Here is a 24489-nt window from a genome sequence, read left to right on the forward strand (position 1 = left end):
GCCGAACTGCAGTGCGCTGAGGGAAGCGGGCGCTCGGACTCTCGTCGGGGCGTCCGCTTCGTCGCAACCGATGGTGGTCAGCTCCCGATCGATACCGTCGGTCTTGAGTGGTCTTCCAGGTCAACCAATTTCGCAACCAGCGAGCGATCTGGGGTTGGACGTGTCCGAACCGCCTGCGGCCACCAGAACCACTTGCCCAGCAGCGCGGCGATCGATGGCGTGACAAACGAGCGAATAACCAAAGTGTCGAACAGCAGCCCGAGTGCGATAGTGGTGCCGATCTGTGCCACCACCATCAGAGCACTGACCGCCATCGACAGCATCGTCAAGGCGAACACCACTCCGGCCGAGGTCACCACCGAACCTGTGCCGCCCATCGCTCGAATGATTCCGGTGTTCAGCCCGGCGTTGATCTCTTCTTTGAACCTGGCGACCAGCAGCAGGTTGTAGTCCGAGCCAACAGCCAGCAGGATGATCAGCGACATCGCCATCACCATAAAGTGCAGCTCCAAACCGATGATGTGCTGCCACAACAAGATCGACAAGCCAAACGACGCCCCCAGCGACGCCAGCACGGTGCCGACGATCACTGCGGCGGCGATCACGCTGCGGGTAATGATCAACATGATGATGAAGATCAGGCACAGCGCGGCTATACCGACTGCCAAGAGGTCGTAGTTGTTGCCCACCTGCATGTCCTTGAACACCGACGCCGTACCGCCGACGTAGACCTTCGAACCTTCCAGCGGAGTGCCTTTGATGGCCTCCTTGGCGGCGTGCTTGATGCCGTCGACGTGTGTGATCCCTTCGGGGGTTAGGGGATCGCCGTCGTGCGTGACGATGAACCGAACGGCGTGGCCGTCCGGTGACAGAAACACCTTCAAGCCGCGTTTGAAGTCCTGGTTGCCGAAGACCTCAGGTGGCAGATAGAACGTGTCGTCGTTCTTCGAGTCGTTGAACGCCGTGCCCATTGCGGACTGGTTGTCCAGCATCGCCGCGGTCTGATCCAGCAGGCCGCTCTGGGCCGAATACATGGTGAGCATCGCCGTCTGCGCCGACGTCAGTGACTGGATCTGTGCGGGCAGTTGCCGGAGCAGCTGTGGCATCAGGGCGTCGAGTCGATCGAGGTCGGGCAGCACCTGGTCGATGTCGCCGCTCAGTACATCGGTGCCGTCGAGGGCATCGAAGACCGATCGCAGGGCCCAGCAGGTCGGGATGTCATAACAATGCGGATCCCAGTACAGGTAGCTGCGCAGCGGTCGCAGGAAGTCATCGAAGTCAGCCAGATGATTCCGCAATTCCGAAGTGTCAGAGGCTAGCCGATGTGTCTTGCCGACCATGCTGTGGGTGGTGGCGGCCATCTCGGTCATCAACAGCTGCATCTGCTCCATGGCGTCGATGCCGCGCTGCAGATCTTCGGCACTGGCGCGGAGTTCCTTCATGCGGTCCTGCAGGTATCCCTGATTGAGTACCTGCACGGTGCCCTGCAGGCTGAGCTGAGCCGGCAGCGTGCTGAACGTCAATGGCGTCCCATCCGGGCGGGTGATCGTCTGGACCCGGCTGATCCCAGGTTGGTGCACGACCCGCTTGGCGATCTTGTCGATCACCAAGAAGTCTGCCGGATTGCGCAGATCCCGATCGGTCTCCACCAGCAAGACCTCGGGATTCATCCGCGCCGTGGAGAAGTGCTGTTCGGCTGCGGCATAGCCGGCGGTGGAAGGCAGATCCGAAGGAAGGTAGCGGCGTTCGTTGTAGCTGGTGCGATAGCCGGGCAGCGTCAGCAGCCCGATCAGGGTCAGCAAAGTACTGGCCACCAACACCGGAGCCGGCCATCGGACGATGACCGCACCGAGTTTGCGCCAGCCGCGGATTCGCATGGCGCGCTTGGGTTCCAGGAGTCCTCGACGGCTGGCCACGGTGATGATCGCTGGGCCGAGCGTCAGCGCCACCAGCGTGGCGACGACCATTCCGGCGGCCAGCGGAATGCCGAGCGTCTGAAAGTAGGGGAGCCGGGTGAAGTGCAGACAGAACGTGGCACCTGCGATCGTCGAGCCCGACGCCAGGATCACGTGCGCCGTTCCGTCGAACATTGAGTGGTAGGCGGTTTCGCGGTCTTGACCGGCTGCCCTGGCTTCCTGATAACGGCCGACCAGAACGATCGCGTAGTCGGTCGCGGCGGCGATAGCCAAGGTGACCAGCAGGTTGGTTGCGAAGGTGGTCAGACCGATGAGATGGAAGTAGGCGAGCCAGGCCACCACGCCGCGCGCCGCTGCGAGGGCGAGAAACACCAATGCCAAGACAATCAAACCGGTGCTTATCGACCGGTACACCAACAGAATCATCGCAGTGATGACCAAGAACGTAAGACCCACGATGACTTGCGCGCTGTGGTCACCGGCTACCTGCTCGTCGGCGGCCAGAGCCGCGGGGCCGGTGACATGGGTGCGCGTTCCCGGAGGGGCTTCGACCTCGGCGACGATTCTGCGGACCGCCTCAAGCGACTCGTTCGCCAGTGTCTCGCCCTGATTTCCGGCCAGGTAGACCTGCACGTAGGCCGCTCGGCCGTCGTTGCTCTGCGCGCCGGCTGCAGTCAGCGGATCTGCCCAGAAATCCTGCACATGTTCGACATGAGCGGTATCGGCGTTGAGCCGGCTAACCAGTGCGTCGTAGTAGCGGTGCGCACCGTCGCCGAGTGGTTGCTGGCCCTCGAGGAGGATCATCGCCGAGCTGTCGGAGGTGTATTCGCCGAAGACCTGGCCGACGCGCTTGATCGCGGTTACCGATGGTGCAAAGTCTGGGCTCATGGGCACCGAGCGCATCTGGCCGACGATCTCGAGCGGCGGCACCGCGGTGCTGAGGACGACGACGACTGCGAGCCATCCGAGGATGATCGGGACGGCGAGCCGCCGAATCCAGGTGGCGACGGCGGAGTGTTCTGCCCGTGGTAGCGGCGCCGGTGCAGGAGAGGTGATCTCAGGACCAGCAGCGGCTGTCATAGATGGCGCAAGCGTTGGGACAAGTCATCGCCCAATGAGTCGGACGAGGCACGTGGAAAGTTCCCACGCCCGCAGCTCGAACCCACGGGGCCGTTAGAAGGGCGGTGGCTCGTCGGGGTCGATGCCGGGGGCTACTTTCGGGAACCAGATGGCGTCGAGTGCGGCGCGTCGGGCTTGGCGGGCCTTGTGGTTCTGGTTGCGTTCGGTAGCGATGCGGGCCGCGCGGTTCTGAGCCCGGGTGCGCCGGCGGCGGGGCATCATCGCGGTGCGCTCCCCACAGCGGTCATCATCGCGGCGCAACGGTGCCGGCAGCTCCCCGGTAGGTGCGCACAAGTGCGGGAAAAGCAGGGAACTGCCCGGGGTGGTGACATAGGTCTGCCCCGACGGCGAAGTCAAAATCACCGTCCCATCGGGCAGCTGCTGATCCCGCCACCCCCAAAACGTCTTCACCAAATGATGCGTACGGCAATAACATTTGAGGTTCGACGCATGCGTGGACCCACCGTCACCGTAGGCAACCGTATGGTCCAGATCGCACTCTGCCGCCGGACGGTCACACCCCGGCCAACGGCACGTCATGTCCCGGCACCGCACAAAATCAGCCAACGCCTTCGAGGGCACATACCCCGGCTCGGGCGGGGCATCGCTGGGGTGCACCAACGACACCAACCGGGCCGATCGAGCCAGCTCGGCAATCAACTCCGGCGGGATCAATCCGTCAGACCCGACTAACGAGCCCGGCCCATCACCAGTCCCCTCGACGGTGGCCCGCTCGGCCATCACATAAATCACCACCGGCGAGGCCGCCGCACGCCCCCCGGCGGCGCAATCCGGGCGCCCGCAGCGACACCCCAGCCGATCCGCCCGCGCCGCCAACGCCCCCATCGCATCGGCACGGCGCTGCGCACGACTGCGCGGATCATGCTCACACACCGTGGCCGCCAACCCATCCAGCGCCTTGTCCAGGGCACGGGCATCAGGGGTGAACACGCTGCCGTAAACCTCCGAAAGCCCGCCCTCTTGGTCCGCAAACCCGATCTTGCGCTCCACCTGGCGCTCCTTGCGGCGCCGCACCGCATCAGCATCGGCCTTGGCCACGATCTTGTCGACCTTGCCGGCCAACCGACTCCTAGTCAGCGACGGCCAACGCACCACCTGCGCCGCCAACTGCCCATCGACCAGCGCCAACACCTCACGATCCGCAATCAGATCCGTGCGATACACCAGCGTCTGAAACAGACGAATATCGATATCACCGGCCTTGAACACCTCAGCCACCTGCGGCAACTGCTCCCGCATCGCCCGCGCATACCGCAACCGGCTCGCCGCCAACCCCTGACTGATCCGCAACGCCGCCGCCACCTCAGCAGCCACCGCCGCCTCGGTATCAACCGCCCACTCCTCGGTCTCACTACACCGACTCAAGCGCAGCACGAACAACTCCCCGATCGCCACCAACTGCGCCGCCGCCGCCCGATTCTCCGCCCGCCCCGCCACACAAACCCGCTCCACCAACACCGCCGACTCCGGCGTCACCGACGGATACCGCCGCTCAAACCGCTCACTAAGCCGATCAACCGACTCGGCGGAGGGAAGCGTTCCTTCGAACATACGTTCGATTCTACGCGTCTCCACTGACTCAAGCTATTTGGCAGGGTCGCCAGTTGTGGATAACTGCGGCCACAGTTGGAAGGCTGTGGAGTGAGATCTGACTACGGATCAGAAGGTTGGGAGTCCTAGCTCAGCTCCCAGACCGCCGTCACGGTGAAGCTCACGGTCTGCTGACCGGGCTCGACCGGGGGAGCGGCGGCCATCGCGCGGGGCATCGGCATCCCCACCGGTGACGGCGGCGGCGTCCCGCCGGCGATCTCGGAGATCGAGATCACCTGACCGAGCCGCAGGCCCGACAACTGGGCGTACTGCTCGGCGCGGTCCTTGGCGTCGTTGAAGGCCCGCTCCCGGGCGCCGCGCACCAGCGCCGAATCGTCCTCGATGGAGTAGCTCACTCCATTGATTCGGGTGGCGTCCCCGCCGGCCCGCACGATCACTGCCAGCACCTGGGAGGCGGAGTCGCGCTCGACCCTGACCCGGATGGTGTTGCCGGCGCGGTAGCCGGTGATGTTCGCCGACCCGCTGGCGTCGGGATTGCCGTACTGCGGCTGCAGGCTGACGCCGGTGGTGCTGATGTCCTTGCGGTCCACGCCGGCATCCACCAGTGCATCGATCACCGCCTGCTGACGCTCGCTTGTCTGGTTCATCGCGCTGGTGACGTCTCCGGCGACGAACTCGATACCAGCCTCCGTGGTGAGCGTGTCCGGAACTCCCTGGACCTCGCCGGTGCCCACCACGGTCACCTGACGTGGGATGTCCGTCCCGCCGCTCGGTGCGGCGTCGCAGCCGGCCATCGCGAGCGTGGCCACGCCGGCCAGCGCCAGCGTCATCGACCAGCGGAGAACCATCCGGGCACTGTGTGTCGGCATGAGTGGCACCTTATCGGAGTCGACGCAGACACCGGCGGAAAAGATCCATGCGGCACACTGAGGTGATGACCTCCGCGCCGTCGCGAGCACTGTCCAGCGCCATCGAGCCGTTCGCCGGCCAGGTGTACTTCTCCCCGGAGTGTCACCGCGGCTACGCGGCGCTCGGTTTCGGTGCCAGCCCCGCAACAACCGATGGGGTCGAAATGCCGGACGGGCCAGCGTACTTCTGCAGCAGGGGTTCCGCGCTGGGACAGGCGCCCGGCGACGTGATCGCCGCGACGTTCGGGGTGTTCAATCCGGCCGTGGTCGTTCCCGCCGTCGGTTACGGCTGGAAGCTGACCGATGCGCCGACCATCCGGGCGGCGCGTACCGAGGGTGCGCTGGCTCAGCTGCGCCGGGTCCTGGGTGCAGCCCCCGACGGCATCGAGCGCGCCGTGGAGCTGCTGCGCCGCGCCGTGGATGGTCTCTCGGTGGCGGGCAAGCCGCTGTTCGCCGGGCTGGTTGCCGACGGGCTGGTCGGTGAGCCGCTGACCGATGCCTGGCTGTTGGCCGACCAGCTCCGCGAATTCCGTGGCGACGCGCACGTGAACGCCTGGGTCGCAGCGGGATTCGATGCCGTCGAGATCGGTCTGATCACCGAGCTCTATCGCGGATTTCCGCCGCGCACCTACGTCCGGTCCCGGGCGTGGAGCGATGACGACTTGACCGGGGGTGAGGCCCGGCTGGCCGAGCGCGGCCTGGCGCGCGACGGCGTGCTCAGCGATGCCGGACGCGCCGCGCGCGAGGCGGTCGAGACGTCAACCGATGCGGCATGTGCCCGGATCGTGGCCCGCCTCGGTGACGACCTGGGTGAACTGGTGGAACTGGTGGGCGGGTGGTCGAAGCAGCTGGTCGACGCCGGTGGTTTCCCGAAGGCGTGGCTGGGCGCTTCGGCTAAGGGGTAACCAGGATCTTGCAGTGCCGGTCGGGGTCGGCCAGCTCCTGGAAGGCCGCACCCACGCCGTCGAGTCCGACCTCGCCGGTGATGAGCGGCGCCACGTCGATGTGGCCCTCGGCGATGGCCCGCAGCGACGCGGCGAACTCCGCCGGCTCGTAGGCCAGTACGAACTGCACGCTGATCTCCTTGGCGATGCCGTAGAACGGGTGCACGGTGTCAGATTCCATGCACACGCCGGCCACCACCAGCCGGCTGCCCACCGGCGCTCGCCGCAGCACGTCGTCGATGATGCCCGGCACCCCGACCGCCTCGAAGATCACCTTCGGGGTAACGGTGTCGAACGGCGAGCCCTGCGCCGGATCGAGGGTGCGATGCGCACCCATCGTGGCCGCAAGCTCTCGCCTGGCGGGCGAATAGTCAGCGGCCACAATGTCTTCCACGCCTTTGGTGCGCAAGGCGGCGATGATCGCCATCCCGATCGGTCCGCAGCCCAGCACCAGCGCAGTCTCGCCAGCCGCGATGCCGGATTTGTTGACCGCGTGCAGGCCCACCGCCATCGGCTCGGTCAGCGCGGCGTGACGGGGATCCAGCCCGTTGGGGATCGGCACCAGCAGCGGGGCCGACAGCAGCATCTTCTCGGCGTAGCCGCCCACCGTGGTGTTGGAGTAGACGATCGGTTCAATACCCTTGGCGGCCAGCAGGACCGGTATGGAGGTGATCGGCGTTCCAGCGGCAAACGTGTCGGTGCCGGGACCGGCTTCGAGCACCGTCGCGCTGAACTCGTGGCCCATGAAGATATCGGCGCCCAGATCGACGGACGCACGAGAGGACGGGCTGCCGGACATGGCCTGCGTCGCGGCCAGCACCTGCTCGCCATGCGAGGCGAAATGCAGGTCGGATCCGCAGATGCCGCAGGCGGTCACCTCGACGAGCACCTGGCCCGGACCGGGCGTCGGCTCCGGCACGTCGTCGCGATAGACCATCCGCCCGTCGCGCAGCACCGCCGCGCGCATCAGCGTGACCCGCCACCCGACTCGGTGACGTGCTCGACGACGGCGTTCTTGATCGCCTCGCCGGCCCGGCCGAACAATGTGTCGCGCATGCCCCGGGCCCATTCGTGTGATGCCTTGGGTGCGGTGAGCTGACCCTTGAAGTGCGGAATCACCTTGCGGGCCAACAGCTCGTAGCTGTGATAGGTGGCCTCCGGTGAGGCCCAGTCGTGCCCGAGGAACAGCAAGGTGCCGAACCCGCCGGAGCGCTCCAGCAGGCCGGTGATGTGTTCGATGGCGTCGTCGGGGGTGCCGATACAGCAGCTCCCGGCGGCGGCGTAGGCCTCGACGAACTCGGTCGGCGTCTGCGGCGATCCTTCGACTTCGCTTGCCAGCGGTACGAACCCGGCCGCGCCGAAGTAGTTCGCGAAATCCTGCAGCCCGTAGGTGCAGTCGGCCACCGCCTGCTCGCGGGTGTCGGCGATGTGCATGATGCTCAGCACCCGCCAGTCACCCCGATCCGGCTCGTCGCGGCCGGCCTTGGCGGCCTGATCACACACCACCTGCCAGGTGTTCTCCAGTGCGGCGAAGCCGCCCGGCACCGACATCGACAGGGACAGCAGTGAGGTGCCCAGCGCGCCGGCCAACCGCGGTCCGGACGGCGAAATCATCGCGGCCGCAGAAATTTCCGGGTACGGCCAGGTGTAGGGGCGAATATGCAGGGCCGCGTCGCGCAGGGTGAACCAGTCCGAATGCCGGGTGATCAATTCGCCCGGCTCAGCCCGGAACAGCGCCAGGATCGCCTCCAGGGACTCCTGCATCATCCGGCGCTGCTCGACGGGGTCGATGCCCATCATGTGGGCGTCGGTGGGCAGGGCGCCCGGCCCCGCACCGAACATCACTCGGCCGCGCGTCAAATGATCCAGCAGTACCCAACGGTCGGCCACCATCAACGGGTGGTGGTAGGGCAGCGAAACCACGCCGGTACCCAGCCGGATGTGCTTGGTGCGTTCCGCAGCCGCGGCGATGAACACCTCGGGGCAGGCGATCAGCTCGTAGCCGCCCGAATGGTGTTCGCCGAACCAGGCTTCGTCGAAGCCCAGCCGGTCCAGAGCGACAACGCGCTCCAGGTCGTATTCCAGTGCGACGGTCGGTGATTGACCCAGTGCGTGAAACGGGGTGATGAAGACCCCGAAGCGCAGCGGCCGGGCGGTCACGATGCCGCTCCGGCCGGCAGGCCCGCCAGGAATTCCAGCAGCACCGTGTTGACCTCGTCGGGCCGCTCCTGCTGCAGCCAGTGGCCGGCGCCGTCGATGATCACCTCGCGGTAGGGGCCGGTCACCAGCTCGGCGGCCCGGTCGCGGCGGGTGAAGGTCAGCACCGGGTCGGCGGATCCGGCGATGAACAGGGTCGGGACGTCGATGGTGGCGGCGGCCGGATTGGTCATGATCTCCCAGTTGCGGTCGAGGTTGCGGTACCAGTTCAGCCCACCGGTGAAACCGGTGCGGGTGAATTCGGCGATGTAGTGGTCCAGTTCGGCGGCGCTGATCCAGTCCGGTCGCGCCGCCGGCTCGGCCAGTCGATCGATGAAACCCATCGGGCCGGGCGCGACCATCAGCAGCGCCGTGTCGTGGTCGGCCGGGCTGAGGCTGCCCATCATCCGGCGCATGGTGCGGGCGGGGTCGGCATCCAGTTCCGCATCGGCGACGCCCGGCTCCTGGAAATAGAGCATGTAGAAGAAGTTCTCGCCGAAGACCTTGGCGAACGCCTCAGTCGGCGGCAGTTGCGGGCGGGGCACCGGCGGCACGCTGAGCCCCACCACCGCGGCCACCCGCTCGGGGTGCAGCTGCGCGGCGTTCCACACCACCGGACCGCCCCAATCGTGGCCGATCCAGATTGCCTGCTCGGCGCCGACGTCGTCCAGCAGGCCGACCAGATCGCCGGTGAGCGCTGCCATGTCGTAGGCCGCGATCTCGTCCGGTCGCGACGAGCCGCCGTAGCCGCGCTGATCGGGGGCCAGTACGTGGAAGCCCGCGTCGGCCAGGGCCGGGATCTGATGTCGCCAGGAGAAGGCCAACTCCGGGAATCCGTGCGCCAGCAACACCACCGGGGCACCGCACTCGCCCGCTTCGGTGACCCGCAGGGTCACGCCGTTGGTGTCGACGGATCGTTGAGTTGCTCGTTCGATTGCGGGAGCCACCGTCACACCAAAGCACAACCGGGCCGGGATCGAACAGGGTTCCCGAGTCCGGCCAGGCAGGTTAACCGCAAGGGACGGTAGCCTGAACATGCCCAGCTGCATGTATTGGAAGGATTTGGCCGCGCCCGGCCGATGTCTGATGAATCGCAAAAACGTGATCCGCACCGTAACCGCGATCGCAGTGGTGTTGCTGCTCGGTTGGTCGTTCTTCTATTTCAGTGACGACACCCGCGGATACAAGCCGGTCGACACCTCGGTGGCGGTGGCCCAGATCCACAGCGGCAACGTCAAGAGCGCCCAGCTCGACGACCGCGAGCAACAGCTGCGGCTGGTCCTGAAGACTCCGCTCACCAGCGTCGAGGTGACCGACAAGGCCGGCCAGTCGGGCAAAGCCGACAAGCCCGGCCGGGCCGAGAAGGTCGACAAGCTGATCACCAAGTACCCGACCGGGTACGCGGTTCCGCTCTACACCGCGTTGACGGCGAAGAAGGCTCAGATCAACACCGTGGTGAACCAGGGCAGCCTGCTCGGGTCACTGCTGATCTACATGTTGCCGATGTTGCTGCTGATCGGGTTGTTCGTGATGTTCTCCCGCATGCAGGGCGGCGCCCGCATGGGCTTCGGCATGGGCAAATCACGGGCCAAACAGCTGGGCAAGGACATGCCCAAGACCACCTTCGCCGACGTCGCCGGCGTGGATGAGGCGGTCGAAGAGCTCTACGAGATCAAAGACTTCCTGCAGAACCCGGGCCGCTACCAGGCGCTGGGCGCCAAGATCCCCAAAGGCGTGCTGCTCTACGGCCCCCCCGGCACCGGTAAGACGCTGCTGGCCCGCGCGGTCGCCGGTGAGGCAGGCGTGCCCTTCTTCACCATCTCCGGCTCGGACTTCGTGGAGATGTTCGTCGGCGTCGGCGCCTCCCGGGTGCGGGACCTGTTCGAGCAGGCCAAACAGAACAGCCCGTGCATCGTGTTCGTGGACGAGATCGACGCCGTCGGCCGCCAGCGCGGCGCCGGCATGGGCGGCGGACACGACGAGCGGGAGCAGACCCTCAACCAATTGCTGGTGGAGATGGACGGGTTCGGCGAGCGGGCCGGGGTCATCCTGATCGCGGCCACCAACCGGCCCGACATCCTCGACCCCGCGTTGCTGCGGCCCGGCCGGTTCGACCGCCAGATCCCGGTGACCAACCCCGACATCGCCGGGCGGCGGGCGGTGTTGCGGGTGCATTCGGCGGGCAAGCCGATCGGCCCTGACGCGGATCTGGATGGGCTGGCCAAGCGCACCGTCGGCATGTCCGGCGCCGACCTGGCCAACGTGATCAACGAAGCGGCGCTGCTGACCGCGCGCGAGAACGGCACCGTGATCACCGGCGCGGCGCTGGAAGAAGCGGTGGACCGGGTGATCGGCGGTCCCCGGCGCAAGGGCCGGATCATCAGCGAACACGAGAAGAAGATCACCGCCTACCACGAGGGCGGCCACACCCTGGCGGCGTGGGCGATGCCCGACATCGACCCGGTCTACAAGGTCACCATCCTGGCTCGCGGCCGTACCGGCGGGCACGCGGTGGCGGTGCCCGAGGAAGACAAGGGACTGCGCACCCGCTCGGAGATGATCGCCCAGCTGGTCTTCGCCATGGGCGGGCGCGCCGCCGAAGAACTGGTGTTCCGCGAGCCGACCACCGGCGCGGTCTCCGACATCGAGAAGGCCACCGCGGTCGCGCGCGCCATGGTCACCGAATACGGCATGAGCGCCAAGCTGGGCGCGGTCCGCTATGGCACCGACCACGGCGATCCGTTCGTCGGACGAGCGATGGGTACGCAGGCCGACTACTCGCACGAAGTGGCCCGCGACATCGACGACGAGGTCCGCAAACTGATCGAGGCCGCGCACACCGAGGCCTGGGAGATCCTGACCGAATACCGCGACGTCCTCGACGTCTTGGCCGGCGAGCTGTTGGAGAAGGAGACGCTGCACCGCGCCGACCTGGAGAAGATCTTCGGCGACGTGAACAAGCGGCCCCGGCTGACGGCGTTCGACGACTTCGGCGGTCGGGTCCCGTCCGACAAGCCGCCGATCAAGACCCCCGGTGAGCTGGCCATCGAGCGGGGCGAGCCGTGGCCGCAGCCGAAGCCGGAACCCGCGTTCAAGGCCGCCATCGCTCAGGCGTCCCGGGAGGCGGCCGCGCGGGCGGGTGAATCCGGCCCCAACGGCAGTAACGGTGTGCCCGCCGGCGGTGAGGCGGGCACCCAACCGGACTATGGGGCCCCGGCCGGCTGGCACGCACCGGGCTGGCCGCCCTCCCCGCAGTCGCAGCCCCAGCAGCAGGGCGGCTACTGGTATCCCCCGCAGCACTGGCCGCCCAGCGGTTACCCGCCCGCCCAGCACTACCCGCCCTATCAGCACCGGCCCCAGCCGTACCCCGGTGCCGGCCAGCCGCCGCCACCGCCGGCATCGTCCGGTGAGGCCGACGGCGGTGGTCGTGGCACGGAGAACAACCGGTCCGAGCAGCCGTCCGGTGACTGAGAAAGCGGGGTCGACGATGACGTCGGCAATTTTCGATCAGGCGCGGGCCGAGGCCGCCGTGCGCGAGCTGCTGCTCGCGGTGGGCGAAGACCCCGACCGGGCGGGCCTGCTCGACACCCCGGCGCGGGTCGCGCGGGCTTATCAGGAGATGTTCGCCGGGCTCTACACCGACCCGGACGCGGTGCTGGAGACCACCTTCGACGAGCAGCACGAAGAGCTGGTGATCGTCAAGGAGATCCCGCTCTACTCGACCTGCGAGCACCACTTGGTGTCCTTTCACGGTGTCGCGCACGTCGGGTACATCCCCGGCTACGACGGCCGGATCACCGGTCTGTCCAAGCTGGCCCGGGTGGTGGATCTCTACGCGAAGCGGCCGCAGGTGCAGGAGCGGTTGACCGCGCAGGTCGCCGACGCCCTGATGCGCAAACTCAATCCGCGCGGAGTCATCGTGGTGGTCGAGGCCGAGCACCTCTGCATGGCGATGCGCGGAGTGCGCAAGCCCGGCGCGATCACCACTACCTCGGCGGTCCGCGGACAGTTCAAATCCGACAGCACGTCGCGCGCTGAGGCCCTGGAACTCATTCGGCGCAAGTGAGCACGACACGCGTGCAGGTCGTCGGGGTGGTCAACGTCACCGCCGATTCGTTCTCCGACGGCGGGCGCTACCTCAACGTCGATCGCGCCGTTGCGCACGGCCGCCGGCTGGCGAGCCAGGGTGCGGCGATCATCGACGTGGGGGGCGAATCGACCCGGCCTGGTGCGCTGCGCGCCGATCCGCGGGCGGAGGCTCAGCGGGTCGTTCCGGTCGTGAAACAACTTGCTGAGCAAGGTATTACCGTCAGCATCGATACGATGAACGCCGCCGTCGCCGATGCCGCGCTGGACGCCGGCGCCACGATCGTCAACGACGTGTCCGGGGGAGCCGCGGACTCGGCCATGGCACCGCTGTTGGCTTCCTCGGGTGCCCGATGGGTGCTGATGCATTGGCGGCCGGTCGATCCGGACAATCCACATCGGGTGCCGTGCTACCGCGACGTGGCCGCCGAGGTCCGTGAGGATCTGCTCGCCGCCGTCGACGCGGCCGTGGCCGCCGGCGTGGATCCCTCGCAGTTGATCGTCGATCCCGGCCTGGGCTTCGCCAAGACCGCCCAACACAATTGGGCCCTGCTGCATGGGCTGCCGCAATTGGTCGATCTCGGCATGCCGGTTCTCGTTGGCGCGTCACGCAAGCGGTTTCTCGGTACGCTGCTGGCCAGCGAGGACGGTACGCCGCGGCCGCCCGACGAGCGCGAAACGGCCACTGCGGTGATATCGGTGTTGTCCGGGCTGCACGGCGCCTGGGGCGTGCGGGTGCACGACGTGCGAGCCTCGGTCGACGCGCTACGTGTCCTGGGAGCCTGGAGCCAAGGAGGTGCGAGCGGTGACTGATCGGATCGAGCTGCGCGGCTTGAAGGTTCGCGGCAACCACGGTGTGTTCGAGCACGAGCGGGCCGACGGTCAGGACTTCATCGTCGACATCACGGTCTGGATGGATCTCGCCGTCGCCGCGGCCAGTGACAACTTGGCCGACACCTACGACTACGGACTGCTCGCGCAGCGCGCCGCGAATATCATCGCCGGCCCGGCTCGCGATCTCATCGAGACCGTCGCCGCCGAGATCGCCGAGGAGGTGATGGGCGACGCGCGAGTGCAGGCCGTGGAGGTGACGCTGCACAAGCCGCACGCCCCGATCCCGCTCACCTTCGCCGACGTCGCGGTGGTGGCACGGCGCTCACGCAGCGACCGGCGCGGCAAGGTGGTTCCGGCATGAGTCGCGCCGTGCTCTCGGTGGGATCCAACCTGGGGGACCGGTTGGCCCTGCTGCAGTCGGCGGTCGACGGCCTGGGCCGCGCGGTGCGCGCGGTGTCGGGGGTGTACGAGACGCAGGCGTGGGGCGGCGTCGAACAGGGGCCCTTCCTCAACGCGGTGCTGATCGTTGACGACCCGGCCGCCGATGCGCACGGCTGGTTGCGCCGCGCGCACGAACTGGAGCAGGCGGCCGAGCGGGTGCGCACCCAGCGGTGGGGGCCGCGGACCCTGGATGTCGACGTGATCAGCTGCCACGACGGCACCGGGGGCACGGAGGTGCTGTCCGACGACGAACAGCTGACCTTGCCCCATCCCCGGGCCCATCTGCGTGCGTTCGTGCTGGTGCCCTGGCTGTCGGTGGAGCCGCAGGCCCGGCTCACGGTGGGCGGCCGGCCGCGTGCGGTGACGGAGCTGCTCGACGAGCTGGAACCGGCGGAGCGCGCCGGGGTGTCGCTGACCGACTTGGGTCTGCGGCTCTGATGGGCCCGACTCGCAAGCGTGACGTGGCCGCCGCGGCCGCCGTGGTCGCGATCATCAGCTACCTGGCGGTCCCGCTGCTGTACCGATGGTTCCCGCCGATCACCGTGTGGACCGGGATATCGCTGCTGGCGGTCGCGATCGCCGAGCTGGCCTGGGGCCGCTACGTCGGCGCGAAGATCGACGACGGTCAGATCGGCGCCGGAGCCGGCCGGCTGCATCCGCTTGCGGTGGCCCGCACCGTGGTGGTCGCCAAGGCGTCGGCCTGGATGGGGGCGCTGGTACTGGGCTTCTGGCTGGGTGTGCTCGGCTATCTGCTGCCGCGCCGGTCCACCCTGCACGTCGCGGACCAGGACACCGGCGGGGCGGTGGTCGCGGCGGCCAGCGCGCTGGCTCTGCTCATCGCCGCGCTGTGGTTGCAGAACCGCTGCAAATCGCCGCACGATCCCGGCCCGCCCGCCGAGCTGACCGGTAATCAAGCCGGGTAAGAATCGCCGGAGCGGGGCGACACGCGGATTGACCTCGTACAGGTACAGTCGGGCAATGCGCGCCAGCAACGATACGGGACAGAGCGACGAGGTGGAGCGGCGCAGATGAATTCGGTCCTGTCCCGCGCCCCGGGTCGGCGTGGAGTTCGCAGGCCGGGCTGGACACTGATGACGGCGTTGCTGATTCTTGCGATCGCCGCGAGTTCGGCGCTGGTGTTCACCAGTCGGGTGGAGCTGCTCAAACTCGCAGTCATCATCGCGCTGTGGGCCGCGGTCGCGGCGGCATTCGTGTCGGTCATCTATCGGCGGCAAAGCGATGTCGACCAGGCGCGGGCGCGCGACCTGAAGTTGGTCTACGACCTGCAATTGGATCGCGAGATTTCCGCGCGGCGCGAGTATGAGCTGACGGTGGAGTCGCAGCTGCGCCGCGAGCTGGCCTCTGAACTGCGGGCACAGGCCGCTGACGAGGTCGCGGCCCTGCGGTCGGAGTTGGCAGCGCTGCGCACCAACCTGGAGATCCTCTTCGACGCCGACCTGAGCCACCGGCCGGCGCTCGAGCCGGAGCGCACCCCGGTCCGCGCCTACAGCGACTGGGCGCGCTCGGGCGGAGAACCCTCCACCGGCGCCACCCGAGTCGCGTCGTCGGCCACATCGATCTACCCGCCGGACTCGGTCACCCAGACCGCAGAGAACCCGATCATCGACGTCCCGGAGGTGCGGATTCCGGCGGCCGGAAACCCCACACCGCAGGCTTCGCCGACGCCGCAGGTGCCGCACGCCGAGGGCCGCCGCGGTTCGCATCGTCGGCGTGCCGACGAGTCACCCCGGCGCAGCGTCGAAGAGTCACCACGGCGGGCCCCCGACGAGACGCCGCCACCGCAACCGGCCGCCGCCCGTTGGGCGCAGCCGCCGCAGCCCTTCATCGCGCCCGAACCCCGCCGTGAGCCGGAACCGCCGCAGCCTCCGCCGGCCCCCCAGCCTCCCCGGGCCGCAGCGCCGACCCCATCCTGGAAACCCGTTGGTGCCGAAGGGGAATGGCTGCCGCCGGGCGTGCCGGGTAGCAACTGGTCCGCGGATGTTCCGGCCGACACCGGGCGGCACGGGGCGCCCGACCGCAGCGCGGAAGCGCCGAGCCGACACGGTCGCCACGCAGACCCCGCCGAATCCGTCGCCGGTCCGCCGGTCAACGGCGCCGAGCCGGCACCCAACGAGGGAGGGGGGCGCCGGCGGGCGCGCTCCCGGCACGCGGCGGAGCAGGCCGGCGACCATGCCCGGCCGGCGCAGGACGACGCCACGCCCCCGGTAGCCGCCGAACCGCAGCCGGCCGAGCCGCCGGCTCCGGCCCACGCCAGTGCGCCCGCGTCGCGGCATTCCGCCGGCGCCGACGGGAGCGCCGAGGGGCCCAGCACCGGCGGCCAGTCGGTGGCCGACCTGCTGGCCCGGCTGCAGCCCACCGCGGGCGAAGGGCGCCGGCACCGCCGTCGCGAGGGGTGATCCGCGGCCAACTGCGACCAACGTCACTCGCAGCGCCGCGACCGATCGGGATAGACTCACCGGCGACCGTCCGGTACCCGCAGCGCGGGACTGGAACGAATACCAAGAGAACCTGTGAGGTCGTCTGCATGGCGCAGTTCGACGGACTGCGGCCCGCCCGGCTCAAGGTCGGCGTCATCTCGGCCGGCCGCGTCGGCACCGCGCTCGGTGTCGCGCTGGAGCGCGCCGAACATGTGGTGGTGGCCTGCAGCGCCATCTCCGAGGAATCGCGCCAGCGCGCCCGGCGCCGGCTGCCCGACAGCCTGGTGCGGTCGGCACCCGACGTCGCCGCGGACGCTGAATTGCTGCTGCTCGCCGTTCCCGACACCGAACTGGCCGGCATCGTGTCCGGCCTGGCCGCCACCGGTGCGGTGCGGGCCGGCACGATCGTGGTGCACACCTCCGGCGCCGCCGGGATCGGCGTTCTCGCGCCGCTGACGCAGCAGGGCTGCCTGCCGCTGGCCATCCATCCCGCGATGACTTTCACCGGTTCGGATGAGGACATCGACCGGTTGTCGGAGAGCTGCTTCGGCATCACCGCCGCCGACGAGATCGGCTACGCCGTCGCTGAAGCGCTGACCTGCGAGATCGGCGCCGCGCCGTTCCGGGTCGACGAGTCCGCCCGCACCCTCTATCACGCCGCGCTCTGTCACGGCGGAAACCATGTGGTGACCGTGATCGACGACGCGCTGGCGGCGTTGCGGGCGGCGTTGCCGGGGCGGATCGGCTCAGTGGCCGCCGATGACCCGGACGGGATTGCCGAGCGGGTGCTCGGACCGTTGGTGCGTGCCGCGCTGGCCAACACCCTGCGTGACGGCCGGGCCGCGCTGACCGGGCCGGTGGCCCGCGGCGACTCGGCCACCCTGGCCCGGCACCTGGGCGCGCTGGCCGATGTGGACCCGGACCTGGCCGAGGCATATCGCACCAACGCGCTGCGCACCGCGCACCGCGCCGGTGCCGCCGACGACGTATTGGAGGTGCTGGCCCGATGAGCCCGAACACGTCCCGGGGTCCGCAGCCCACCTTCACCGCCGGCGGGTTCAACGTCTACGAGCGCCCGGAGGACGTCGCCCGCGTCAGCCGCGCGCTGCGGTCGACCGGTCGCCGGGTGATGCTGGTGCCGACCATGGGCGCCCTGCACGACGGCCACCTGTCGCTGATTCGAGCGGCGCAGCGAGTGCCCGGTTCGGTGGTCGCGGTGTCGATCTTCGTCAACCCGCTGCAGTTCGGCGCCGGTGAAGACCTCGACGCCTACCCGCGCACCCTGGATGCCGATCTGATCGCGTTGCGCGCCGCGGGCGTAGACCTGGTTTTCACGCCGACCGCCGCGGCCATGTACCCGAACGGCCCGCGTACCGCGGTGCACCCGGGTCCGCTGGGCGCCGAACTCGAAGGTGCCGCGCGCCCGACCCACTTCGCCGGCATGCTCACCGTGGTCGCGAAATTGCTGTCGATCGTGAGCCCCGACCGGGTGTTCTTGGGCGAGAAGGACTATCAGCAGTTGGTGTTGGTGCGGCAGATGGTCACCGACCTCAACCTCGACGTGACCGTGGTCGGCGTACCCACCGTGCGCGAATCCGACGGCCTGGCGATGTCGTCACGCAACCGCTACCTCGACGCGGCGCAGCGCGAAGCGGCGACGGCCCTGTCGGCCGCACTGGCTGCCGGTGAGCGCGCGGCCGCGGCCGGTGCACCAGCGGCGCTGGACGCCGCCGCCGCGGTGCTGTCCGCGGTCCCCGCCGTCGACGTCGACTACCTGCAGGTTCGAGGCGTCGACCTCGGCCCGGCCCCCACCGACGGACCCGGACGGCTGCTGATCGCCGCCCGGGTGGGTTCTACCCGACTGCTCGACAACGCGGCGATCACGCTCGGACTTCCCATCGACGCCGACGTGGCGTTAGCCGCACAAACCCGGAGGAATTGATGTTTCGGACGATGCTCAAGTCGAAGATTCACCGTGCCACGGTCACCCATGCGGACCTGCACTATGTCGGCTCGGTGACCATCGACGCCGATCTGATGGACGCCGCCGACCTGCTCGAGGGTGAGCAGGTCACGATCGTCGACATCGACAACGGCGCCCGGCTGGTGACCTACGCCATCACCGGCGAGCGGGGCAGCGGTGTCATCGGGATCAACGGTGCGGCAGCGCATCTGGTGCATCCCGGTGACCTGGTCATCCTGATCGCCTACGGCACCATGGAGGACGCCGAGGCCCGCCGTTACCGGCCGCGGATCGTGTTCGTCGACGCCGAGAACAAGCAGGTGGATCTCGGCGATGACCCGGCCTTCGTGCCCGATGACGTCTCGGATCTACTCTCGCCCAGAAGCGTGCGCTAACCGTGCTGCTGGCGATCGACGTCCGCAACACCCACACCGTCATCGGCCTGATCGCCGGCTCCGGTGATCACGGCAACGTCGTGCAGCAGTGGCGGATCAGGACCGAGGCGGAGATCACTGCGGACGAGCTGGCGCTGACCCTGGACGGACTCATCGGCGATGACGGCGAACAGCTCACCGGTGCCGCCGCACTGTCCACCGTGCCGTCGGTGCTGCACGAAGTCCGGCTGATGCTCGACCAGTACTGGCCCTCGATCCCCGCCGTGTTGATCGAGCCGGGGGTGCGCACCGGGATCCCACTGCTGGTGGACAATCCCAAGGAAGTGGGGGCTGACCGGATCGTCAACGGGTTGGCCGCGTTTCACAAGTTCAAGACAGCGGCGATCGTCGTCGACTTCGGTTCTTCGATCTGCGTCGATGTGGTTTCGGCCAAGGGCGAATTCCTGGGCGGCGCCATCGCGCCCGGCGTCCAGATCTCTTCGGATGCCGCCGCGGCCCGCTCCGCCGGCCTGCGCCGGGTCGAACTCACCCGGCCGCGCTCGGTGATCGGCAAGAACACCGTCGAATGCATGCAGGCCGGCGCGGTCTACGGGTTCGCCGGTCTGGTCGACGGTCTGGTTCGCCGGGTCCGCGAGGAAGCCGCGGGAGCCGGAGACGACGTGACCGTGGTGGCCACCGGTCACTCCGCACCGCTGTTGCTGGCCGATCTGGAGACTGTCGACCATCACGACCCCAACCTCACCCTGGACGGACTGCGGCTGGTGTTCGAACGCAATCGGGACAGTCAGCGGGGCAAACTGCGCCCGGCGCGCTGAGTGTCGCGGGCTTTTCGTCCTGTCGCCGTGTTCCTCTAAGCTGGCGGGTCGTGAGCTCCGCCGATGTATCCCCTGAGACGCAGGACGAATCCGACCTCCCCGAGCAGTTCCGGATCCGACGCGACAAGCGAGCTCGGTTGCTGGCCGAAGGCCGTGATCCCTACCCGGTCGCGGTCGATCGCACCCACACACTTGCCCAGATCCGGGCCGACTACCCCGATCTGGAGGCGGACACCGCCACGGGCGACGTCGTCGGCGTCGCGGGTCGGGTGGTGTTCTCCCGCAACTCGGGCAAACTGTGCTTCGCGACCCTGCAGGAGGGCGACGGCACCCAGTTACAGGTGATGATCAGCCTGGCCAGCGTCGGGGAACAGGAGCTGGAGGCGTGGAAGACCGACGTCGACCTCGGCGACATCGTCTATGTGCACGGCGAGGTGATCAGCTCCCGCCGCGGCGAGCTGTCGGTGCTGGGCGACTCCTGGCAGATGGCGTCGAAGTCATTGCGGCCCCTTCCGGTCGCGCACAAGGAGATGAGCGAGGAGTCGCGGGTCCGGCAGCGCTACGTCGACCTGATCGTCCGGCCGGAAGCCCGTACCGTGGCGCGTCAGCGCATCGCGGTCATTCGCGCCGTGCGCAACGCGCTTGAGCGGCGCGGATTCCTTGAAGTCGAAACTCCGATGTTGCAGACATTGGCCGGCGGAGCGGCCGCCCGGCCTTTCGTCACTCATTCGAACGCGCTCGACGCGGACCTTTTCCTGAGAATCGCACCAGAACTGTTCCTGAAACGGTGCGTTGTCGGCGGCTTCGACCGGGTCTTCGAACTGAATCGGGTGTTCCGGAATGAAGGCGCCGATTCCACGCATTCGCCCGAGTTTTCGATGCTGGAGACCTACCAGGCCTACGGCACCTATGACGACTCTGCGGTGGCCACCCGCGAGATTATTCAAGAGGTCGCCGATGAGGTGATCGGGACCCGTCAACTGCCGCTGCCCGACGGCAGCATCTACGACATTGACGGTGAATGGGCGACCGTTGAAATGTATCCATCATTGTCGACCGCGCTCGGCCAAGAGATCACCCCGGCCACCTCGGTGGCCGACTTGTGGGCGATCGCGGATCGCCTCGGCGTAGAGATACCCAAAGACCGCGGCTATGGTCACGGGAAACTGGTCGAGGAACTGTGGGAACATGCCGTCGGCAACGCCTTGAACGCCCCAACTTTTGTCCGGGATTTCCCGGTCGAGACGACGCCGCTGACCCGCCAGCACCGCAGCATCGAGGGTGTCACGGAGAAGTGGGATCTCTATATGCGCGGTGTTGAACTGGCCACCGGCTATTCCGAGCTCGTCGACCCGGTGGTGCAGCGTGAGCGTTTCGCGGAACAGGCGCGCGCGGCGGCCGCCGGCGATGACGAGGCGATGGCGCTCGACGAGGACTTCCTGGCGGCCATGGAACATGCGATGCCGCCCTGCACAGGTACCGGAATGGGTATCGACCGCCTGTTGATGGTGTTGACGGGTCTATCAATTAGGGACACCGTTTTGTTTCCGATTGTTCGTCGTCAAGGCAACTGAACTGCGCCGCAGCCTGTTGTGTTGAAGCAGGCGTATTTTTATGGCAGATTAGTCGGCGAGGTCGAATACGGCTTTGCGCTCCCGTTCGCGCGCAGGAAAGCTACCTAGGGGTACCAATGGCGAAAAAAGTGACCGTCACCTTGATCGATGATTTCGATGGTGAGGGTGCCGCCGATGAAACGGTCGAATTCGGCCTGGACGGGGTGACCTACGAGATCGACCTTTCGAGCAAGAATGCTACAAAACTGCGCGCAGAACTGAAGAAGTGGGCCGACGCGGGCCGTCGGGTCGGGGGTCGCCGGCGCGGACGGTCCGGTGGTGGCCGCCGTGGAACCATCGACCGTGAGCAGAGCGCCGCGATCCGCGAATGGGCCCGCCGCAACGGACACAATGTGTCGACCCGCGGGCGTATCCCGGCCGACATCATCGACGCATTTCACGCCGCAACCTAGCCGGCGGTTCAGCGAGGCTCGACGCAGGATCGGCGAACCTGGGACCGTCGCGTGGACCCGATAGGTTTCGCTGCTGGCGAACCGGGGACCCGTCGGAAACACATTCGATGGGTTAGACGTTGCTCCCTTGCATCCGGTGCCAGGTCCTTCGGGGCCGGGCCATCGGGTGGTCGATTCAGTACGCACTGCAAGGCAGGTCACAGCGCGCTGCGCCGCCCACTAGAGTGGACAGCAGGCACGCCGGCCGAGCCGAGGCCGATCAAGTGCCGATCGCGAGGGAGAGCAGGTAGCCACCGATGTTCGAGAGATTTACCGACCGCGCCCGCAGGGTTGTCGTCCTGGCCCAAGAAGAGGCCCGGATGCTCAACCACAACTACATCGGGACCGAGCACATCCTGCTGGGCCTGATCCACGAGGGTGAAGGCGTAGCCGCCAAGTCGCTGGAGTCCCTGGGCATCTCTTTGGAAGGGGTGCGCAGCCAGGTCGAGGAGATCATCGGCCAGGGCCAGCAGGCGCCGTCCGGGCACATCCCGTTCACCCCGCGCGCCAAGAAGGTGCTCGAGCTGAGTCTGCGCGAGGCGCTGCAGCTCGGCCACAACTACATCGGCACCGAGCACATTCTGCTCGGCCTGATCCGTGAGGGTGAGGGCGTCGCCGCGCAGGTTCTGGTCAAGCTGGGTGCCGACCTCACCCGGGTGCGCCAGCAGGTGATCCAGCTGCTGAGTGGCTACCAGGGCAAGGAGACCGCGGAGGCCGGCACCGGAGGCCGGGGCGGCGAGTCCGGCTCGCCGTCCACCTCGCTGGTGCTCGACCAGTTCGGCCGCAACCTGACCGCGGCCGCCATGGAGGGCAAGCTCGACCCGGTCATCGGCCGCGAGAAGGAAATCGAGCGGGTCATGCAGGTGCTGTCCCGGCGCACCAAGAACAACCCGGTGCTGATCGGTGAGCCCGGCGTCGGCAAGACCGCCGTGGTGGAGGGCCTGGCGCAGGCCATCGTGGCCGGCGAGGTCCCCGAGACGCTGAAGGACAAGCAGCTCTACACCCTGGACCTGGGTTCGCTGGTGGCCGGCAGCCGTTACCGCGGTGACTTCGAGGAACGCCTGAAGAAGGTCCTCAAGGAGATCAACACCCGCGGCGACATCATCTTGTTCATCGACGAGCTGCACACCCTGGTGGGTGCCGGTGCGGCCGAGGGTGCGATCGACGCGGCCTCGATCCTCAAGCCGAAGCTGGCTCGCGGTGAACTCCAGACCATCGGCGCCACGACTCTCGACGAGTACCGCAAGTACATCGAGAAGGACGCCGCACTGGAGCGCCGGTTCCAGCCGGTGCAGGTCGGCGAGCCCACCGTCGAGCACACCATCGAGATCCTCAAGGGTCTGCGGGACCGCTACGAGGCCCACCACCGGGTCTCCATCAGCGACTCGGCGATCGTGGCGGCAGCCACCCTGGCGGACCGCTACATCAACGACCGGTTCTTGCCGGACAAGGCGATCGACCTGATCGACGAGGCCGGTGCCCGGATGCGTATCCGCCGGATGACCGCGCCGCCGGACCTGCGTGAGTTCGACGAGAAGATCGCCGACGCACGTCGGGAGAAGGAGTCCGCGATCGACGCGCAGGACTTCGAGAAGGCGGCCAGTCTGCGGGACCGGGAGAAGCAACTCGTCGCGCAGCGCGCCGAGCGTGAAAAGCAGTGGCGCTCGGGTGATCTGGATGTAGTGGCCGAGGTCGATGACGAGCAGATCGCCGAGGTGCTGGGCAACTGGACCGGTATCCCGGTGTTCAAGCTCACCGAGGCCGAGACCACCCGCCTGCTGCGGATGGAAGACGAGCTGCACAAGCGGATCATCGGCCAGGAGGATGCGGTCAAGGCGGTCAGCAAGGCGATCCGGCGTACCCGCGCCGGGTTGAAGGACCCCAAGCGGCCGTCTGGTTCGTTCATCTTCGCCGGCCCGTCCGGTGTCGGTAAGACCGAGCTGTCCAAGGCGCTGGCTGAGTTCCTGTTCGGCGACGACGACGCGCTCATCCAGATCGACATGGGCGAGTTCCACGACCGCTTCACCGCGTCGCGGCTGTTCGGTGCCCCTCCGGGCTACGTCGGCTACGAAGAGGGCGGTCAGCTGACCGAGAAGGTGCGGCGCAAGCCGTTCTCGGTGGTGCTGTTCGACGAGATCGAGAAGGCCCACGCCGAGATCTACAACAGCCTGTTGCAGGTTCTCGAGGACGGCCGGCTCACCGACGGGCAGGGTCGCACGGTGGACTTCAAGAACTGCGTGCTGATCTTCACCTCCAACCTGGGCACCTCCGACATCTCCAAGGCGGTCGGATTGGGCTTCACCCAGGGCGGCGGGGAGAACAACTACGAGCGGATGAAGCTCAAGGTCAACGACGAGCTCAAGAAGCACTTCCGTCCGGAGTTCCTCAACCGCATCGACGACATCATCGTCTTCCACCAGCTCACCAGGGAAGAGATCATCGAGATGGTCGACCTGATGATCGGCCGGGTGGCCAAGCAGCTGCGGGCCAAGGACATGGACATCGCGCTGACCGACAGGGCCAAGTCCTTGCTGGCCAAGCGTGGCTTCGACCCGGTGCTGGGTGCGCGTCCGCTGCGGCGCACCATCCAGCGCGAGATCGAGGACCAGCTCTCGGAGAAGATCCTGTTCGACGAGATCGGTCCCGGTCAGCTGGTCACCGTCGATGTCGACAACTGGGACGGCGAGGGTGCACACGAGAACGCGGTGTTCACCTTTGCCGGTAGCCAGAAGCCGACCGCCGAGGCGTCCGACCTGGCCAAGGCGGGCGCGCCCACTGGCGAGTAACTGCTACTGAC

Annotated in this window: 21 protein-coding genes; 15 read left to right on the forward strand and 6 right to left on the reverse strand. The window is 67.8% G+C overall.

From position 1 onward, the window contains the following. Positions 1–77 precede the first annotated feature (77 nt). The 3 genes from ACJH5R_RS18770 to ACJH5R_RS18780 form a co-directional block, all read right to left on the reverse strand. Complete coding sequence (locus tag ACJH5R_RS18770) at positions 78–2996, reverse strand: RND family transporter (RefSeq protein ID WP_406756902.1); 2919 nt, start codon at positions 2994–2996, stop codon at positions 78–80. 93 nt (positions 2997–3089) lie between these two features. After that, on the reverse strand, positions 3090–4607 hold the full coding sequence (locus ACJH5R_RS18775) for an HNH endonuclease signature motif containing protein (RefSeq protein ID WP_406782570.1): 1518 nt from the start codon (positions 4605–4607) through the stop codon (positions 3090–3092). A 125-nt stretch (positions 4608–4732) separates the two neighbouring features. Then, positions 4733–5476, reverse strand: a complete 744-nt coding sequence (locus ACJH5R_RS18780; RefSeq protein ID WP_406782571.1) for an SIMPL domain-containing protein — start codon at positions 5474–5476, stop codon at positions 4733–4735. A 65-nt stretch (positions 5477–5541) separates the two neighbouring features. Here ACJH5R_RS18780 and ACJH5R_RS18785 point away from each other — a divergent pair, with 65 nt between their 5' ends. Then, entirely contained in the window at positions 5542–6420 is an 879-nt protein-coding gene (locus tag ACJH5R_RS18785; RefSeq protein ID WP_406759677.1) for an SCO6745 family protein, read from the forward strand. Here the strand turns inward: ACJH5R_RS18785 and ACJH5R_RS18790 are convergent. The 3 genes from ACJH5R_RS18790 to ACJH5R_RS18800 are packed head-to-tail and all read right to left on the reverse strand — an operon-like array spanning position 6410 to position 9590. Next, positions 6410–7426 carry a zinc-binding dehydrogenase gene (locus tag ACJH5R_RS18790; protein ID WP_406782572.1) on the reverse strand — a complete coding sequence of 339 codons (1017 nt, stop codon included), beginning with the start codon at positions 7424–7426 and terminating at the stop codon, positions 6410–6412. The genes ACJH5R_RS18785 and ACJH5R_RS18790 overlap by 11 nt on opposite strands. Next, positions 7426–8619 carry an LLM class flavin-dependent oxidoreductase gene (locus ACJH5R_RS18795; RefSeq protein WP_406782573.1) on the reverse strand — a complete coding sequence of 398 codons (1194 nt, stop codon included), beginning with the start codon at positions 8617–8619 and terminating at the stop codon, positions 7426–7428. The genes ACJH5R_RS18790 and ACJH5R_RS18795 overlap by 1 nt, the downstream gene beginning before the upstream one ends. After that, positions 8616–9590, reverse strand: coding sequence for an alpha/beta fold hydrolase (locus ACJH5R_RS18800; RefSeq protein ID WP_406782598.1), 975 nt, complete (start codon positions 9588–9590; stop codon positions 8616–8618). The genes ACJH5R_RS18795 and ACJH5R_RS18800 overlap by 4 nt, the downstream gene beginning before the upstream one ends. A gap of 151 nt (positions 9591–9741) precedes the next feature. Here ACJH5R_RS18800 and ftsH point away from each other — a divergent pair, with 151 nt between their 5' ends. The 14 genes from ftsH to clpC1 all read left to right on the forward strand — a co-directional run bounded on the left by ftsH (position 9742) and on the right by clpC1 (position 24478). After that, positions 9742–12126 (forward strand): ATP-dependent zinc metalloprotease FtsH, encoded by a 2385-nt coding sequence (gene ftsH / locus ACJH5R_RS18805; protein ID WP_406759680.1) that lies wholly within the window; start codon positions 9742–9744, stop codon positions 12124–12126. 16 nt (positions 12127–12142) lie between these two features. Next, on the forward strand, positions 12143–12721 hold the full coding sequence (folE, locus tag ACJH5R_RS18810) for a GTP cyclohydrolase I FolE (RefSeq protein ID WP_406759782.1): 579 nt from the start codon (positions 12143–12145) through the stop codon (positions 12719–12721). Continuing rightward, positions 12718–13554, forward strand: coding sequence for a dihydropteroate synthase (folP, locus tag ACJH5R_RS18815; protein WP_406782574.1), 837 nt, complete (start codon positions 12718–12720; stop codon positions 13552–13554). Before folE ends, folP begins: the two co-directional genes overlap by 4 nt. After that, on the forward strand, positions 13547–13936 hold the full coding sequence (gene folB / locus ACJH5R_RS18820) for a dihydroneopterin aldolase (RefSeq protein ID WP_406759682.1): 390 nt from the start codon (positions 13547–13549) through the stop codon (positions 13934–13936). The genes folP and folB overlap by 8 nt, the downstream gene beginning before the upstream one ends. After that, positions 13933–14454: a 2-amino-4-hydroxy-6-hydroxymethyldihydropteridine diphosphokinase gene (gene folK, locus ACJH5R_RS18825; protein ID WP_406782575.1), complete on the forward strand. Its 522-nt coding sequence runs from the start codon at positions 13933–13935 to the stop codon at positions 14452–14454. Before folB ends, folK begins: the two co-directional genes overlap by 4 nt. Further along, on the forward strand, positions 14454–14939 hold the full coding sequence (locus tag ACJH5R_RS18830) for a DUF3180 domain-containing protein (protein ID WP_406782576.1): 486 nt from the start codon (positions 14454–14456) through the stop codon (positions 14937–14939). Before folK ends, ACJH5R_RS18830 begins: the two co-directional genes overlap by 1 nt. Before the next feature lie 105 nt (positions 14940–15044). Next, entirely contained in the window at positions 15045–16433 is a 1389-nt protein-coding gene (locus tag ACJH5R_RS18835; RefSeq protein WP_406782577.1) for a DUF6779 domain-containing protein, read from the forward strand. A 128-nt stretch (positions 16434–16561) separates the two neighbouring features. Continuing rightward, the gene (locus tag ACJH5R_RS18840) at positions 16562–17464 is read left to right on the forward strand and encodes a Rossmann-like and DUF2520 domain-containing protein (RefSeq protein ID WP_406759686.1); all 903 of its coding nucleotides are present in this window, start codon (positions 16562–16564) and stop codon (positions 17462–17464) included. Next, positions 17461–18396, forward strand: a complete 936-nt coding sequence (gene panC, locus ACJH5R_RS18845) for a pantoate--beta-alanine ligase (RefSeq protein WP_406759687.1) — start codon at positions 17461–17463, stop codon at positions 18394–18396. The genes ACJH5R_RS18840 and panC overlap by 4 nt, the downstream gene beginning before the upstream one ends. Then, complete coding sequence (panD, locus tag ACJH5R_RS18850) at positions 18396–18812, forward strand: aspartate 1-decarboxylase (protein ID WP_406759688.1); 417 nt, start codon at positions 18396–18398, stop codon at positions 18810–18812. The genes panC and panD overlap by 1 nt, the downstream gene beginning before the upstream one ends. Positions 18813–18814: 2 nt before the next feature. Further along, positions 18815–19627 carry a type III pantothenate kinase gene (locus ACJH5R_RS18855; RefSeq protein ID WP_406759689.1) on the forward strand — a complete coding sequence of 271 codons (813 nt, stop codon included), beginning with the start codon at positions 18815–18817 and terminating at the stop codon, positions 19625–19627. A 50-nt stretch (positions 19628–19677) separates the two neighbouring features. Next, a complete protein-coding gene (lysS, locus tag ACJH5R_RS18860; RefSeq protein WP_406759690.1) occupies positions 19678–21201 on the forward strand; it encodes a lysine--tRNA ligase in 1524 nt (507 codons plus the stop codon). A gap of 116 nt (positions 21202–21317) precedes the next feature. Then, positions 21318–21653, forward strand: a complete 336-nt coding sequence (gene lsr2 / locus ACJH5R_RS18865) for a histone-like nucleoid-structuring protein Lsr2 (RefSeq protein WP_024442366.1) — start codon at positions 21318–21320, stop codon at positions 21651–21653. 296 nt (positions 21654–21949) lie between these two features. Next, positions 21950–24478 carry an ATP-dependent protease ATP-binding subunit ClpC gene (clpC1, locus tag ACJH5R_RS18870; protein ID WP_406759691.1) on the forward strand — a complete coding sequence of 843 codons (2529 nt, stop codon included), beginning with the start codon at positions 21950–21952 and terminating at the stop codon, positions 24476–24478. The last annotated feature ends 11 nt before the right edge of the window (positions 24479–24489 follow it).

Source organism: Mycobacterium sp. SMC-19, from assembly GCF_045310815.1.
Taxonomy (GTDB): Bacteria; Actinomycetota; Actinomycetes; order Mycobacteriales; family Mycobacteriaceae; genus Mycobacterium.